Raw genomic sequence first — 14,926 nt, forward strand, 5'->3', positions numbered from 1 at the left:
GCGTGAACGTGGTGAGGATCAGCATACCAGTTTTGGCGACGGGCTCCGGAACGGCGCAGCGTCGCCGCACGAATCGATCTGCCCTAGAATGGAGCACGCTTTCGCGACTTGTCCCCCGCCCGAGACCGCATGTCCTCATCGGAGCGCTCCCATGCATGTCGAGTTGTTCGCGCAGCATCACGCTTGTACCGGCTGGCAGGGCGACATGGCCCGGCGCATCGCCGCATTCGACTGGGCCGCCACCGGGCTGGGGCCGCTCGACGGGTGGCCGGCCAGCCTCGTCACGGCCGTGCGCACGGTGCTCGCGTCGCCGCTGCCGCTGGTGATGCTGTGGGGCCGCCCCGGCTACATGATCTACAACGACGCGTATGCCGGGTTCGCTGGCGGGCGCCATCCGTATCTGCTCGGCCAGCCGGTCGAACTCGGCTGGCCCGAAGTCGCCGATTTCAACCGTAACGTGATGGACACCTGCCTCGCCGGCGGCACGCTGTCCTATCGCGACAAGGCCCTCGTGCTGCTGCGCAGCGGCCGCCCCGAAGACGTCTGGATGGATCTGCACTACAGCCCGATCCCCGACGACGACGGTGCACCGGGCGGCGTGCTCGCCGTCGTCGTCGAGACCACCGAACGCGTGCTCGCCACGCGCCACCGCGATCGCGCGGAAGCGGCGCTGCAGGCATCCAACGCCCGGCTGCGCGACCTGACCGAGACGCTCGAGCAGCGCGTGACCGACGCGATCGCGGAGCGCGCGGCGATCGAGGAACAGTTGCGTCATGCACAGAAGATGGAAGCGATCGGCAACCTGACCGGCGGCATCGCGCACGACTTCAACAACGTGCTGCAGGTGATCAGCGGCAACCTGCAGATCCTCTCCGTCGAACTCGGCGCCCATGCAGGCGCGCAACCCCGGATCGAGAACGCGAACAACGCCGTGCGGCGCGGTGCGCAACTGGCGTCGCACCTGCTCGCCTTCGCGCGCCGCCAACCGCTCGCGCCGACGACGCTGAATCCGCGGCAACTGATCGTGGACATGAGCGAGATGCTGCGCCGCGCGCTCGGCGAAACGGTCCGGATCGTCCCCGCGCTGGCGCCCGATGTCGGCAACGTGCTCGCCGACCGGCACCAGCTCGAAAACGCACTCCTGAACCTTGCGCTCAATGCGCGTGACGCGATGCGCGGCGACGGCACGCTGACGATCGCCGCCTACAACGTGCAGTCAGGCGATGCGTCGGGCGCCTGCCGCGCGCCGACGCCACCCGGCGAATACGTGACGCTCGAGCTCGCCGACACGGGCACCGGCATGACGGCGGACGTGCTCGAGCGCGCGTTCGAACCGTTCTTCACGACCAAGCCGGATGGCGAAGGCACGGGGCTCGGGCTCAGCATGGTGTTCGGCTTCGTCAAGCAGAGCGGCGGCCATGTGTCGATCGACAGCACGCCGGGCAAGGGCACCACCGTGCGCCTCACGTTTCCGCGCTGCCACGGCGCGGCCGAGGAGCAGGCCCGCCTACCGCAGCACGTCGCGGTGCGCGGCCGCGAGACCATCCTCGTCGTCGAGGACGATGCGGACGTCCGCCTGACCGTGGTCGACATGCTCGCGCAACTCGGCTACAAGGTCATCACGGCGTCCAGCGGCGAAGCCGCATTGCGCGTGCTCGACAGCGAGACGCCAATCGACCTGCTGTTTACCGACGTGATCATGCCCGGCCGCGTGAAGGGCGGCGAACTCGGACGCCGTGCCGCGCTGCGCAAGCCGCCGTTGCCCGTGCTGTTCACGTCCGGCTACACGCGAGACGAGATCTTCCATGCGGGACGGCTGGACCCCGGCGTGATGCTGCTCGGCAAGCCATACCGGCGCGACGAACTCGCCGCCCGGATCCGCAGCGCGCTCGATGCGGGCGCCGGCACGACATGACGGATTGCCGGCGCAACGCCGCACACGCCGGTCGCCCCTGAGATTTTTTTCCTGCGATGTCGATTCGCGCCGCCGCCGCACGTCGTGTCGTCGTAACCGTTCATTTGGCCGTCGCCCCCGACGGATACCCTCATTCTTGTTCAAGGAGAGTCGCCATGCGCGTCCTCGTCATCGTCAAAGCCACCACCGATTCCGAATCCGGCCGGATGCCCGACCCCGAAATGATCGCCGCGATGGGCCGGTTCAACGAAGAACTGGCGCAAGCCGGCATCCTGCTCGCGGCCGACGGGCTGCACCCGAGCATGCGCGGCAAGCGCGTGCACTTCGCGGGCAAGAACCGCACCGTCATCGACGGCCCGTTCGCCGAAACGAAGGAACTCGTCGCCGGCTTCTGGCTGTGGCAGGTGAAATCGATGGAAGAGGCCGTCGAATGGGTGAAGCGCTGCCCGAACCCGATGCCCGGCGATTCCGACATCGAGATCCGCCCGCTGTTCGAGGCCGAAGACTTCAGCCCGGCTTTCACGGACGCGCTGCAAGCGCAAAAGGCACGGCTGAGCGCACAAGCCGAAGCCGGAAAACACATGTAAATCGCGGCGGCGCCAGACGGTTTCGCATGACCGCCGGGCGCCGCCCCTACCCGCTGATACGTGCGCGTCTTACGCGCGTTTGCGCGGCACCGCGAGCCGCTCGACCGCGCCGCCGGTCACGTCCTTGAACATCCCGGCATTGCCGTACGCCCGCGCGGCGAGCATCGCGCCATAGACCAGCGACACGAACGTCGCGGCCTCGGTCTGCACCGATATGCCCGGTTGCACGACGCCGTCTTTCACCCCCGCCTCGAGCACGCGCACCAGCCATGCGGCGAGGTCGTCGAAATGCGCCCTCACCGCCCGCGCGACGTCGTCGGGCAGCGCCGGCAGTTCCGCGCCGAGCATGCCGGCGACGCAGAACGGCGCGCTGTCGTCCGCGATGCAGCGTTCCCAGTAGCCGATGTACGCGCGCATCTGCACCAGCGCGTCGGCGCCGCTCGCGTCGAGCAGCGACATGTCGGCATCGAAATTCGCCTGCGACTGCTGCAGCACGGCGACCGCCAGATCGGCCTTCGTCGGGAAATGGTGGTGGATGCTCGCCTTCCGGATGTCGATCGCGTCGGCGATGTCGGCATAGCTGAACCCGCTGTAGCCGCGCCGCATGATCAGTTGCCGCCCGGCTTCGAGAATGCGGCCCGCGGTACTGTCCCCAGTGATCGTCATATCTGCCTACCATCTAGTCGGATGAAAAAACCAGGATAGTTTACCGCTACGAGATACTGTTTTCCAGCCGCGCTTTCTCCTTGAAATAAAAACTACCTACTAGTAGGATGGCTACATCGACGGAACAAGACAACTGTCGATACCCGACGGTTCCCAACCTGCCTTTCTTCTGGAGAATGAAAATGAAGCGCCTTTCCCGAATCCGCCAGCTCGCCGCCGCACTCGCCGTTTCCGCCGCCGCCTTCGGTTCGCACGCGGCCGTCGCCGCCCCCGTCAAGAACGTGGTGCTGGTTCACGGCTACTTCGCCGACGGCTCGGGCTGGCAAGCCGTCTCGAACATCCTGACGCGCGACGGCTACAAGGTTTCCGTCGTTCAGCAGCCGGAAACGTCGTTCGACGACGACGTGAAGGCAACCCGGCGCGTCGTCGACGCGCAGGACGGCCCGAGCATCCTCGTCGGCCACAGCTATGGCGGCGCGGTGATCACCGAAGCCGGCAACGACGACAAGGTCGCGGGCCTCGTCTACGTGGCCGCGTTCCAGCCCGACACCGGCGAAAGCCCGCTCGACCTGACCAAGAAGACGCCGCCCGCGACGAAGGCGATCAAGGCCACCGAAGACGGCCACCTGTATTTCGACGAAGCGTCGTTCCACGCCGACTTCGCGGCCGACGTGCCGGCCGCCGAAGCGAAATTCATGGCGATCTCGCAGGTGACGCCGGCCGCGCAGTCGTTCGGCGTGCCGATCACGCATGCCGCATGGCGGACGAAGCCGAGCTGGGCAGTGGTCGCCACGGCCGACCGCGCGATCAACCCCGAACTCGAACGCTTCATGACGCAACGCGCCGGCAGCAAGACGATCGAACTCAAGTCGAGCCACGTCGCGTACATCTCGCACCCGGCCGAAGTCGCGAAGCTGATCGAACAGGCAGCCAAGGGCGCCGGCAAGGAGTGAGGCAAGGTATTGCCCGATTCCGCCAGTTGACGTTCCGCCGCCGAGTAACGTATCGTTTTGGTACGTTACTCGGCGAAATCCTTCCGTCATGCACTCCCGCTTCGACCGTTTCCGCATCACAGCGCTCGGCGCCCAGCTCGAAGCGCTGATCGCGCAACCCGAGCGCTACGTCGAATTCGCGGCGCTGTCGCGCGTCGGCGTCGCCGCGATCGGTGCGATCCAGCACGAGATAGCGCACAAATTCCCCGAAATCGAAACCGACACCACGGCCCGCCAGTTCTGCGGCGCGATGGTCGCGGAAATCATGCGCCGCCACGGGCACGATGTCGTGCAGGCACGCGGGCGGCTCGGCGGCACGCCGTTCAGCTATGGCGCGGTGTTCAGCGCGTATCCGCAGGTGCTGCCTTTCGCCGACGTCATCGCCGCGCTGGCGCGCCTGCCCGACCGGCTCGCCGCGTATGCGGCACAAGTGCCGGCCGCGCTGCGGACACGCCGCCCCGACGGCACCGGTTTCTCGCTCGTCGAGCATGCGTGCCACCTGCGCGATCTGGACGCGGTGTTCGCCGAGCGCATCGACGCCGTACGCACGCTCGACCTGCCCGTGATTGCATCCGTCGACGGCACCGCGCTTGCCGCGCAACGCGACTATCTCGCACAGCCGCTCGACGCTGCCGTCACGGCATTCCGCACGGGCCGCGCCGCGCTGTGTGCAACCGCGGCCGCGCTAGATTCCGCGCAGCTCGCCCGCTGCGGGTTGCGCGACGGCATCCGCCGCCTGTCGCTCGACGAACTCGTGCGCGAGCTGCTCGACCACGACCGCACGCACGTGCTCGAACTCGACGAACTGCTCGCCGAACTCGAATTGCCGCCCCTGCCTTCCGCGCCCGCACCATGACCCAGCCCACGCCCGTCGTCTTCATTCACGGTTTCATCGGCACGCTCGACGTGCGCGGGTGGAACGGCCCGCATCTCGCCCCCGACCTGCTCGGCTACGGCACGCATCGCGCGACGCCGTTCGACGCGATCACGCTCGCTGCGCAGGTCGAGCACCTTCGCCATGCCGTCGATACGCACTTCGGCGCGCAGCCGGTCGATGTCTTCGGCCACTCGGTCGGCGGCGCGATCGCGATGCTGTTCGCGCATGCGCACCCGGAACGCGTGCGGCGGATCGTCAACGTCGAGGGCAACTTCACGCTCGACGATGCGTTCTGGTCGGCGTCGGTCGGCCGCATGACGCCAGCCGAAGCCGATGCGATGCTCGACGGCCTGCGTGCCGATCCGCAAGGCTGGCTGCGCGGCGCGATCGACGCGCCGTCGCCGGGCCTGCTCGACGACGCCCGCCGCTGGCTCGCGCACCAACCCGCATCGACGCTGCGCGCGATGGGCCGCTCGGTGGTCGCGACGACGGGCGAACCGGGCTATCTGCAGGCACTCGCGCAAGTGTTCGAGCGTCACCCGGTCTGGCTGATGGCCGGCGAACGCTCGCGCGCTGGCTGGCACGTGCCCGACTGGGCGCTCGCGCGCTGCGCCGGCTTCGACACGATCGAGCGCTGCGGGCACCTGATCCCGGCCGAGCGACCCGATGCGTTTCGCGCGGCGCTCGGGCGCATCGTGTCCGCGCCGCCAGCCTGACAACCCGTAGGATTCGCCGAAATTTGGTTGAAAGGCGCGGTTGCTAGAGTCGCCAGAACAGGGTTTTCCCGGCGTCTGCGCCGGACGGGATCGACACATGCGAGGATCGACAAACCTGGCACGCGCTTTCTGGCTGATTCTGCTGCTCGCCATTTCGGGCCCTGCTCTCGCATTCCACGCGCGGGTCGTCGCCATTCCCAGCGCCGCGATGAACGAGACGCTCAAGGCCACCGTCGTGCTGCCCGACGCCTATGCGCGCGGCGCCCGCGACGGCGACCGCTATCCGGTCGTCTACCTGTTGCACGGCTCGGGCGGCGATCACACCGACTGGACGTCGAACACGCACATCGCCGCGCTGGCCGACCGTTACCACGTGATCCTCGTGATGCCCGACGGCGGGCACGAGAGCTGGTACATCGACAGCCCGTTCGACTCGGGCAGCCGCTACGAAACCTTCATCGGCGACGAAGTCGTGTCGTACATCGACTTGCACTTCCGCACGATTGCGATGCAACGCGCCCGCGCGATCACCGGGCTCAGCATGGGCGGCTTCGGCGCGCTGCGCATCGCGCTCGACCGGCCCGACACGTTCGGCGCGGTCGGCAGCATCAGCGGCGCGGTCGATCCGCGCTGCTGCTCGGACGAGCCGGGCATCGCACACGTGTTCGGCGACCCCGACCGCCATCCGTCGTTCTGGAACCGCAACGTGATCGTCGCCAGCGCCAGCGCGTTCGTGCGCGCGCATCTCGACCTGACGATCGATTGCGGCCGCGACGACGCGCTCGTCGGCTCGAACCGCACGCTGCACGAACGGCTCGTCGCGCTCGGCGTGCCGCACGACTATGCGGAGCGGCCGGGCGGTCATACGTGGGATTACTGGGCGAATGCGATCCGCTACCAGATGCGGTTCTTCGCGACGTCGTTCCAGCAGCGCGGCTATGCGTACCATCCGGCGCCCCATGCGCCGGGCATGACGCGCGCGGGCTGACGCGCGCCGCATCGCCGCGCCGCGACGCGGCCCGGTGAACCCGGTGGTACGATGCGCGGGCATCGACCACCCGACACCTTCCATGCCGCGCGACAACTTTGCGGACCTCCTCGCCTTCATCGCCGTCGCGCGCGAGCGCAGCTTCACGCGGGCGGCCGCTCAGCTCGGCGTCTCGCAATCCGCGCTCAGCCATACGATCCGCTCGCTCGAAACGCGCCTCGGCGTGCGGCTGCTCACGCGCACGACACGCAGCGTGGCGCCGACCGAAGCCGGCGAGCGCCTGCTGCTCAATCTCGCGCCGCGCTTCGACGAAATCGAGGCCGAACTGGCTGCACTCGCGGAACTGCGCGACCAGCCCGCGGGCACCGTACGCATCAACGCGACCGACTTCGTGATCCGCACGCTGCTGTGGCCGAAGCTCGCGCCGGTCCTGCGCGACTATCGCGACCTGAAGGTCGAGTTCGTGAACGACTACGGGCTGTCCGACATCGTCGCGGAACGCTTCGACGTCGGCGTGCGGCTCGGCGACCAGGTGGCGAAGGACATGATCGCCGTACGCATCTCGGCCGACATGAAGATGGCGATCGTCGGCGCGCCCGCGTATTTCGCGGAACGCGCGCGCCCCGTGTCGCCGCAGGATCTGCTCGCGCACGACTGCATCAACCTGCGCCTGCCGACGCACGGCGCGCTGTACGCGTGGGAGCTCGCGCGCGGTGACGACATGCTGCAGGTGCGCGTCGACGGGCAGGTCACCTTCAACGGCACCTACGAAACGCTCGACGCGGCGCTCGCGGGCTACGGGCTCGCGTACGTGCCCGCCGAACTCGCGGCGCCGCATGTCGCCGCCGGCCGTCTCGACAGCGTGCTCGACGACTGGTGCCCGACGTTCCCCGGCCATCACCTGTACTACGCGAGCCGGCGGCAGTCATCGCGCGCGCTTGCCGTGATCGTCGACGCGTTGCGCTATCGCGCATGAGCCGACGCGGCGGCGCCGATGCGCGCCGATTCATGAATCGCGTCGATAAGTGCATGCGGATCGACGGGGATTATCGATAGACGCATCGGTGGCTACCATCGACGGTGTTCCCCACTTTCCCCGGAGCACTCGATGTCCGAACCGACTTCCGCCGCACGCAAAGCGTTCGGCGCCATCGCCCCCGCCCTCGCCGACTACACCGACAACGTGCTGTTCGGCGACGTCTGGCAGCGCCCCGGCCTGTCGCCGCGCGATCGCAGCCTCGTCACGGTCGCGAGCCTCGTGTCGCTGTATCGCGTCAACGAACTGCCGTTCCACCTGAAGAAGGCGCTCGACAACGGTCTCACGCGCGACGAGCTGGTCGAAGCGATCACGCACCTCGCGTTCTACTCGGGCTGGCCGACCGCAAGCTCGGCGCTCACGATCGCGCAGCGCGTGTTCGACGAAGCCGGCGTGTAAGCGCGGGCGCGCAGGTGGCCGCGCACGCCGCCGCGCGCGGCACGACGTCAGTTGCGTTCGCGCTCGCGTGGGTCTTGAAGAATCGCATCGTCAGCTCGACGATCGCGGGGCCGCGCACCGAAGCGCACTGGGACAGCTACATCGATGCGCTGACGCTCGAACTCGGTCCGGACGACGAGCGATTCGTCGATTCGCTCGTGCCGCCCGGGCATGCATCGACGCACGGCTATACCGACCCCGGCTATCCGGTCGAAGGCCGCAAGGTCTGAAGTCGGAACGGGATGCGTGAATGACATGCCGGGCGCGCAGCCCGGCAAGATGATGATGATGAAGGCGCGCCGCTCGACGCGCGTTCACGTCGATGCAGCTCGATCAGTTGTCGTGCGCGGTTGCGTCCGCACTGACTACGCGATCGAAAAATTCCTGCGCACGCGCCAGCTCGTCGAGCGCGCGGTCGAGGCGCGACATCGCGCGTGCGTATTCGGCCGACGAAACGTCGTCGTCGCTTTCGCCGCGCACGGCGCGAAACGCCTGATCGACATTGCGCGTGGCTTCGACGAAGCGCTGCGCGGCCCGGGCTTCCCGCGAACAGATGTGGGTCGACATCGACACTTCTCCCTCAGGGTTGCAGTGTGAAGCACGCCGACGCTCAGTGTGCGTGGTGCGCATGTCGGCGGCGTGAACCACGACCCATCGAGTATCGACGCATCGGCCGCCGCGCAGCGCGCTTCGTGCCGATTGTCTCTCTGCGCTCGCCGCTCCGCTATGGCGAGATTGCAACAAATTCTTGCGCGACCTGCTGCGCGCGTTTCGTCACGCGCGCCCGATACGGGGAAGCGCAAGGCCGGCGAACGCGGCCGCTTCACCCGGCGACAGGTCGAACAGGTCGCCGGTGAGATCACGCGGATGCTCGGCCGCCGGCCGGTTGCGCAAGCGTGCCGCGTGCGTGGGCGCAACATACGCGGCCGCCGTTTCGATCGGCGGCACGTCGAACAGATCGCGCGTGACGCCGCGCACGGCGTCCGTCGGCGAACGGCCGCGCAAGCGCGCGACGAGTTCGACGAAGCGATCGAAATCGCCCGCGCGCGTGGCCTTGTTCACTTCCGCGAGATCGCGCGCCTTCAGCACGCACGGCTGTGCGAGCCGCACGAAATACGGTGCTTCGAGCTCGACCGACAGCGCGAGCGGATAGCTCTTGCCCGTCTGCTCCTTCGCACGCCCGACGCAATCGACCACGGCCGCCCCCTGTGCGGCGCCGAGCGGCTGGCCGGTGCTCACGCTGCGCAGGTGATCGGGAAACACGCGCAACTGCGTGCCGACCGTCAGTGCGGTGGACGACGCGCACACGAGCGCGTAGTGCTGTTCGCGGCGCCGGCCCGACGGCAAGGTCGCGCGGCTGGCGATGAACGTGTGCGGCGGCAGCGGGCGCACCTGCCCGCTTGCGTCGACCCATGCATTCCACAGCAGCATGTCTTTCCGCTCGCCTGCGCGCGGGCGCGATGCGACCGGTGAAAACAGCGCGAGCAGCGAGCCCGTGCGATGCGCGGCGACTTGCGCGCTGCTGCCGAGCGGCTGGTTGATGCCCCACAGAAAACGCCCGCCCCCGAGCCGGCGCTCCCATTCCTTGCGGAGCACGACGGTCGGCAGTTCCTCGCCGGACTCGGTACCGATCTTGGTCCAGCAGAACGTGGGTGGGAGGTGTTTCAGTGTCATCAACTTTCTCGGGGATACAGCCTCGCCGGTGACAGCAAGCCCATTCAACAGCCGTAACTGTATAGGTATAATGCATTGCATGGAAGCCCCGGACCAAGATTTTCCCGTTCAAGACCTGTTGCGCCGCCTGATGGCAGATACACGCTCGTCCAGCGAAATCGCGCGACTCTCCGGGGTCAGCCAGCCGACCGTATCGCGCCTGAGGCTGTCGAACGGGCAACGGCTGCGCCGCAGCGCGCCATTCAATAAGCTATGCAGTTTCTATGGTGTCGATACCGGGCCGTCGCGCCGCCAGTTCAACGACCTGCTGCGCGACGCGATCGTCGACGCGTGGGACGGGTCGGATGAGCACGGGCGCGCGCTGCTGGTCGTGATCCAGGGGCTGAAGGGGTTGCAGGCGAAGGCGGATGATGGGTGACGTCGCGGCCGCGCGGTGCCGCCGGGTCGCATCGCTGGCGCGGCAGCAGCGCGCCGCGTGTTATCGGCCGGCGGCGGGATCGGTGACGAAACCAACCCTTGCAATGCCGGCAGCCGGTGCCGCCGGCAGCAACTTCGCGATGCTGTCGCAGCGAGCCGCGTGGTCGGCCGACAGGCGCACTTCCGGTTGGGGCGCGGCGTGATGCAGCACCGGCAACGTCACCATGAACACCACCAGCAGCACGAGCATCACGTCGATCAGCGGCGTCATGCTGATGTCCGCCGCCAGGGCCATCCTATCGTTGCCACCGGCCGCATCGTCATTCATGCTCGTGCTCCGTCGGGAGCCGGCCGCAGGTCGGCCGGCATTCCGGCCGCGCGTCCGGCGCATGCAGCCGCCGGGGGCCCGCTGCCCGTGAGCAGCAACAGGTGCAGCCCATGCGCGAAGCAGTTCAGGCGCGCGACGATATCGCGCGACAATTGCACCGGCGCGTGATAGCCGAGCACCGCGGGGATCGCCGCGTCATCGGGTTGCCCTGCGCCCATACGTGACCGATTCCATAGACCGTCATGACGAAGTGTCCTGTCATTCGTCGAGATTGAACGTGATCGGCACGCGCGCCCGCGTGGGCAACGCCGCGCCGTTTTCCACATGCGGCGCGCAGCGGCTCGCCAGCACCGCGTCGCGCGCCGCCGCGTCGAGACGCGGTGAGCCGCTGCCGGCCATGATCCGCGCGGCGACGACCCGGCCTGCCGCGTCGGTCTCGAGTTCGACGAGCGCGGTGCCATGCTCACCCGCGCGCAGCGACTGCGGCGGGTAGTCGGGAGTGACCAGCGCACATTCGGGATGCGCGACGAAGCGCGGTATCGCAGGCGCCGGAGGTGCCGGTGACGCGGCTTGCGTCGGCGTGACACCGGAAGCCGCGTCGTCGTGCGGCGCCTCGCGTCGCTCGACCGCCGTCGCGAACGGCACCGGCCGCGGCGGCGCAAGCGCATCACCGGCACGCTGCCGGGCGCGACCCGGTGCGACCGGCCCGGCTGGCTGCGACACGCTGCCCGTTGACGATCGGGCCGCGGCATTCGCCCGACGTGTCGTGTGCGACGCCGCCTTCGGCCGCGTCGCGGCAGTCGCCACCATCGATACCTGCTGCGCCGGTTCCGGCGCAATCAGCGTCGCCACCATCACCTGCCGCTGCACGGGCACGCTTCGCACGGCCGGATCGCGTGCAAGCAGGACGAATACGCCTGCATGAAGCACGCTCACGACGGCCACGGTCGACGCGACGTACATTCCGCGACGACGGGAACGATTGCGGGCGAATCGATATGAGCCGCCCGCCGCTCGCGTATCGAAGGCAGCCGTACTCATCGCACCCTCCATCCGGCGTTCAATGATCCTCGCGTGTACGCACCCGATCGCCCATATGAAGAGGATTGCGTATCGATCGCCACGGTCCCCATCGCTTCGCCGTGCCCCGTTCACGCCCGCCGTCTTCGCCGCGCGCCCTCAGCAATCGCACGCGGCGCCGCATTGCGCGAGCGAATTCTCCCGGCTGCGGAAAATCAGCGGCTGTTCGTCGCGCGGCGTGCCACGACGCGCGAATTGCACGGCCTGCTCGACCTGGCCGTGGTGCGCGGACTTCTCGCACACCGGATCGGCCTCCTTCGGGTCGCCGGCCAGCAGGTAGGCCTGGCATCGGCATCCACCGTGATCCACATGCCGTTCGTCGCACATGCGGCACGGCTCGCGCATCCAGCCGTCGCCGCGAAACGCGTTGAACGCGTCGCTGTCGTACCAGATTTCCCGCAGCGACCGGTCGCGCACGTTCGGCAGCACGAGTCCGGGCAGCGACCGCGCGGCATGACACGGCAGCGCGGTGCCGTCCGGCGCAACGCCCAGGAACACCGAGCCCCAGCCATTCATGCAGGCCTTCGGGCGCCGCTCGAAATAGTCGGGCACGACGAACAGGATCTTGCAGCGCTCGCCCACCAGCTTGCGATAGCGGTTGACCGTTTCCTCGGCCTCGCGCACCTGTTCGACGGTCGGCATCAACTGGTCGCGGTTCAGCATCGCCCACCCGTAATACTGCGTGTTCGCGAGCTCCAGGTAATCGGCGCCGAGGTCGAGCGCCATCTCGATGATCTGCCCCACGTGCGGCAGGTTGTAGCGATGCAGCACGCAGTTGAGCACCATCGGGTAGCCGTGCGCCTTGATCAGCCGCGCAACGCCGCGCTTCAGTTCGAACGTGCGGGTGCTGCTCAGGAAATCGTTCAGCTCGCGCGTCGAATCCTGCAGCGACAACTGGATGTGGTCGAGCCCGACCGCCTTGAGCCGCTCGATGCGGGCAACGCTCAGCCCGACACCCGACGTGATCAGGTTCGTATAGAAGCCGAGCCCGCGCGCATGCGCGACGAGCGTCTCGAGGTCGTCACGCTGCAGCGGTTCGCCGCCCGAGAAGCCGATCTGTGCGGCGCCGAGCGCGCGCGCATCGCCGATGACCGTGCGCCATGCATCGGTATCGAGTTCCGCGCCGTGCGCCGCGAAGTCGACGGGGTTGTAGCAGAACGCGCAGTGCAGCGGGCAACGGTACGTGAGTTCCGCGAGCAGCCACAGCGGCGCGGATGGACGGGAAGTGTCGGGCGCCATGTCAGTCGAGCCAGCCGCGCAGCCGCGCATGATCGAGGAAACGATAGACGTCGGTCGCGAGATCCGACTGCCTGAACAGGCGCTCGAGTTCGCCGATGATGTCGTCCAGCTCGCGCGTGCCGTCGCAACGCGCGAGAATCTCGCCCGCACTCGGGTTGAGCTTGACCATGCCCTCCGGATAGAGGAGCACGTAGGCATCCTGGGCCGCCTCCCATTGCAGGCGGTACATGCCACTGAGGCAAGGGCGCAGCGGCACGCCGCTGGCGGCTTCGATCGCGTTCATAGCGGGTAGGCCCTTTCGACGGCGTCGAGCATCGACCACAGAATGTCGAGCTTGAATTGCAGGATGCCGAGCGCGCGCTGCTGCGCATCCGGTGTCGTGAAATGCTGCAGCGTGACCGCGAGGCCATGCTCGACGTCGCGCTGCGCGAGCGGCACGCGGCTGCGAAAGTAATGCAGCCCGGCCGGTTCGATCCACGGGTAATGCGACGGCCAGCCCGCGAGGCGGTCGAGATGGATCTGCGGCGCGAACATCTCGGTCAGCGACGAGCACACCGCTTCCTGCCACGGCGCGCGCCGCGCGAAGTTCACGTATGCATCCACCGCGAACCGCACGCCGGGCAACACGTGCTCGAGCGACCACAGTTCGGCGCGAGAGAGACCGCATGCCTCGCCGAGCCGCACCCACGCCTCGATGCCGCCTTCGTTGTCGCCCTGCCCGTCGTGATCGACCAGCCGCTGGATCCAGCGGCGCCGCGTGTCGCGGTCGGGGCAGTTCGACAGGATCGCCGCATCCTTGAGCGGGATGTTGATCTGGTAGTAGAAGCGGTTTGCCACCCAGCCGCGGATCTGCGTGGGCGAACAGGCGCCGCCGTTGAGCCGCCGGTTGAACGGGTGATGGATGTGGTAGCGCGATTCGAGCGCACGCAGGCGCGTCTCGAATTCGGTCGCGGTCCAGGGCGTCGCGTGCAACGCCGTAGCGGGGATCGGTGCGTTCATCGTCAGACCTGGAATTGCATGCCGTCGTGTGCGACGTCGATGCCGTGCGCGCGCAGGTGCGCGTGCTCGACGGAATGCGGATCGAGAATCGGGTTCGTGTTGTTGATGTGCGTAAGCACCTTGCGCGTATGCGCGGGCAGCGTGTCGAGCCAGTCGATCATGCCGGGCCGCCCGTGTTCCGCGCACTGCGCGAGGTGGCCCATGTCGGCTGCGTGCTTGCCCGACAGGCCGAGATCGATCATCTCGGTCCCGGTCCAGAACGTGCCGTCCACCAGCACGAGATCGGCGCCGTCCATGGCCGCACGCACGTCGTCGGTGACCGTCGCGAGCCCCGGCGCATAGAACGCGCGGCGGCCGCTCGCGACGTCTTCGATCGACAGCGCGATGTTGTCCCCGGGCGCGGCCGACGCGCGCCGTGGCGAATAAGGCGGCGCCTTGCTGTCGACGGCAATCGCGGTGAATCGGATCCCGCGCGCGGCAGGCACTTCGAACGGCTCGCCGGGCACGATCGTCTGCGCGGCGACGCCGCAGTAATGGCCGAGCAGCGGCACGAGCGGCAGGCCGGTCGACAGGTCGTCGAGCACCGGCGCGCTCGCGTAGAGCGGCAGCGGCGTCGAGCGCTCGCGCAGCATCAGCAGGCCCGTCACGTGATCGATCTGCGCATCGCACAGCACGACGGCGGCGATGCCGCTGTCGCGGATCGCGCGCGCCGGTTGCAGGTCCGGATCCGCGCGCAACTGGGAAAGAATGTCGGGCGACGCGTTGACGAGGACCCAGTCGATGCCGTCGTCGCTGACCGCGATCGACGACTGCGTGCGCGGCAGTACGTGGCCGCTTCCGCTGCGCGCACGGCGGCAGTTCGCGCAATTGCAGTTCCATTGCGGCAAGCCGCCGCCGGCTCCCGAGCCGAGTATCTTGATCTTCATGGGCGTCAGCTCCCGAGGCCGCCCGCGCCGATCACGGCGAAACGGGCG

Annotated in this window: 19 protein-coding genes and 1 pseudogene; 10 read left to right on the plus strand and 10 right to left on the minus strand. The window is 68.2% G+C overall.

Annotated elements, in window-relative coordinates:
- Positions 1-151 precede the first annotated feature (151 nt).
- Both LXE91_RS22655 and LXE91_RS22660 read left to right on the plus strand, forming a co-directional pair.
- On the plus strand, positions 152-1,915 hold the full coding sequence (locus LXE91_RS22655) for an ATP-binding protein (protein WP_039369484.1): 1,764 nt from the start codon (positions 152-154) through the stop codon (positions 1,913-1,915).
- A 155-nt stretch (positions 1,916-2,070) separates the two neighbouring features.
- Positions 2,071-2,502 carry a YciI family protein gene (locus LXE91_RS22660; protein ID WP_039369481.1) on the plus strand — a complete coding sequence of 144 codons (432 nt, stop codon included), beginning with the start codon at positions 2,071-2,073 and terminating at the stop codon, positions 2,500-2,502.
- A gap of 69 nt (positions 2,503-2,571) precedes the next feature.
- On the opposite strand, the gene LXE91_RS22665 is transcribed toward LXE91_RS22660, so the two are convergent.
- Positions 2,572-3,168 carry a TetR/AcrR family transcriptional regulator gene (locus LXE91_RS22665; RefSeq protein ID WP_039369478.1) on the minus strand — a complete coding sequence of 199 codons (597 nt, stop codon included), beginning with the start codon at positions 3,166-3,168 and terminating at the stop codon, positions 2,572-2,574.
- Between the two features lie 182 nt (positions 3,169-3,350).
- Here LXE91_RS22665 and LXE91_RS22670 point away from each other — a divergent pair, with 182 nt between their 5' ends.
- From LXE91_RS22670 to LXE91_RS22700, 7 genes and pseudogenes are all read left to right on the plus strand, one after another.
- Complete coding sequence (locus tag LXE91_RS22670) at positions 3,351-4,121, plus strand: alpha/beta hydrolase (protein ID WP_039369476.1); 771 nt, start codon at positions 3,351-3,353, stop codon at positions 4,119-4,121.
- Positions 4,122-4,209: 88 nt separating this feature from the next.
- Positions 4,210-5,016: a DinB family protein gene (locus LXE91_RS22675; RefSeq protein WP_039369474.1), complete on the plus strand. Its 807-nt coding sequence runs from the start codon at positions 4,210-4,212 to the stop codon at positions 5,014-5,016.
- Positions 5,013-5,753, plus strand: a complete 741-nt coding sequence (locus LXE91_RS22680) for an alpha/beta fold hydrolase (RefSeq protein ID WP_039369472.1) — start codon at positions 5,013-5,015, stop codon at positions 5,751-5,753. Before LXE91_RS22675 ends, LXE91_RS22680 begins: the two co-directional genes overlap by 4 nt.
- 97 nt (positions 5,754-5,850) lie before the next feature.
- Entirely contained in the window at positions 5,851-6,741 is an 891-nt protein-coding gene (locus tag LXE91_RS22685) for an alpha/beta hydrolase (RefSeq protein WP_039369469.1), read from the plus strand.
- 82 nt (positions 6,742-6,823) lie between these two features.
- Positions 6,824-7,717, plus strand: a complete 894-nt coding sequence (locus LXE91_RS22690) for a LysR family transcriptional regulator (protein WP_039369467.1) — start codon at positions 6,824-6,826, stop codon at positions 7,715-7,717.
- A gap of 132 nt (positions 7,718-7,849) precedes the next feature.
- Positions 7,850-8,176 carry a carboxymuconolactone decarboxylase family protein gene (locus LXE91_RS22695; RefSeq protein WP_039369463.1) on the plus strand — a complete coding sequence of 109 codons (327 nt, stop codon included), beginning with the start codon at positions 7,850-7,852 and terminating at the stop codon, positions 8,174-8,176.
- A gap of 8 nt (positions 8,177-8,184) precedes the next feature.
- Positions 8,185-8,445, plus strand: a pseudogene (locus tag LXE91_RS22700) (aldo/keto reductase); the annotation flags it as partial.
- A gap of 103 nt (positions 8,446-8,548) precedes the next feature.
- Here LXE91_RS22700 and LXE91_RS22705 read toward each other — a convergent pair.
- The gene (locus tag LXE91_RS22705) at positions 8,549-8,782 is read right to left on the minus strand and encodes a hypothetical protein (protein ID WP_039369627.1); all 234 of its coding nucleotides are present in this window, start codon (positions 8,780-8,782) and stop codon (positions 8,549-8,551) included.
- Positions 8,783-8,989: 207 nt separating this feature from the next.
- Positions 8,990-9,889: a hypothetical protein gene (locus tag LXE91_RS22710; RefSeq protein ID WP_039369455.1), complete on the minus strand. Its 900-nt coding sequence runs from the start codon at positions 9,887-9,889 to the stop codon at positions 8,990-8,992.
- 79 nt (positions 9,890-9,968) lie between these two features.
- On the opposite strand from LXE91_RS22710, the gene LXE91_RS22715 reads away from it, so the two are divergent.
- The gene (locus LXE91_RS22715; protein ID WP_039369453.1) at positions 9,969-10,307 is read left to right on the plus strand and encodes a helix-turn-helix domain-containing protein; all 339 of its coding nucleotides are present in this window, start codon (positions 9,969-9,971) and stop codon (positions 10,305-10,307) included.
- Positions 10,308-10,367: 60 nt separating this feature from the next.
- Here the strand turns inward: LXE91_RS22715 and LXE91_RS22720 are convergent, their stop codons facing one another.
- The 7 genes from LXE91_RS22720 to pqqB form a co-directional block, all read right to left on the minus strand.
- Positions 10,368-10,634 (minus strand): ExbD/TolR family protein, encoded by a 267-nt coding sequence (locus LXE91_RS22720; protein ID WP_039369450.1) that lies wholly within the window; start codon positions 10,632-10,634, stop codon positions 10,368-10,370.
- Positions 10,631-10,852, minus strand: coding sequence for a hypothetical protein (locus LXE91_RS22725; protein ID WP_039369447.1), 222 nt, complete (start codon positions 10,850-10,852; stop codon positions 10,631-10,633). The genes LXE91_RS22720 and LXE91_RS22725 overlap by 4 nt, the downstream gene beginning before the upstream one ends.
- Positions 10,853-10,892: 40 nt before the next feature.
- Positions 10,893-11,675 (minus strand): energy transducer TonB, encoded by a 783-nt coding sequence (locus LXE91_RS22730; protein WP_158077510.1) that lies wholly within the window; start codon positions 11,673-11,675, stop codon positions 10,893-10,895.
- A 138-nt stretch (positions 11,676-11,813) separates the two neighbouring features.
- A complete protein-coding gene (gene pqqE / locus LXE91_RS22735; protein WP_039369443.1) occupies positions 11,814-12,953 on the minus strand; it encodes a pyrroloquinoline quinone biosynthesis protein PqqE in 1,140 nt (379 codons plus the stop codon).
- Position 12,954: 1 nt separating this feature from the next.
- Positions 12,955-13,236, minus strand: coding sequence for a pyrroloquinoline quinone biosynthesis peptide chaperone PqqD (pqqD, locus tag LXE91_RS22740; protein WP_039369440.1), 282 nt, complete (start codon positions 13,234-13,236; stop codon positions 12,955-12,957).
- Positions 13,233-13,952 (minus strand): pyrroloquinoline-quinone synthase PqqC, encoded by a 720-nt coding sequence (pqqC, locus tag LXE91_RS22745; protein WP_039369437.1) that lies wholly within the window; start codon positions 13,950-13,952, stop codon positions 13,233-13,235. The genes pqqD and pqqC overlap by 4 nt, the downstream gene beginning before the upstream one ends.
- 2 nt (positions 13,953-13,954) lie before the next feature.
- Positions 13,955-14,878 carry a pyrroloquinoline quinone biosynthesis protein PqqB gene (gene pqqB / locus LXE91_RS22750; RefSeq protein ID WP_039369434.1) on the minus strand — a complete coding sequence of 308 codons (924 nt, stop codon included), beginning with the start codon at positions 14,876-14,878 and terminating at the stop codon, positions 13,955-13,957.
- Positions 14,879-14,926 lie beyond the last annotated feature (48 nt).

The organism is Burkholderia contaminans, from assembly GCF_029633825.1.
Classification (GTDB): domain Bacteria; phylum Pseudomonadota; class Gammaproteobacteria; order Burkholderiales; family Burkholderiaceae; genus Burkholderia; species Burkholderia contaminans.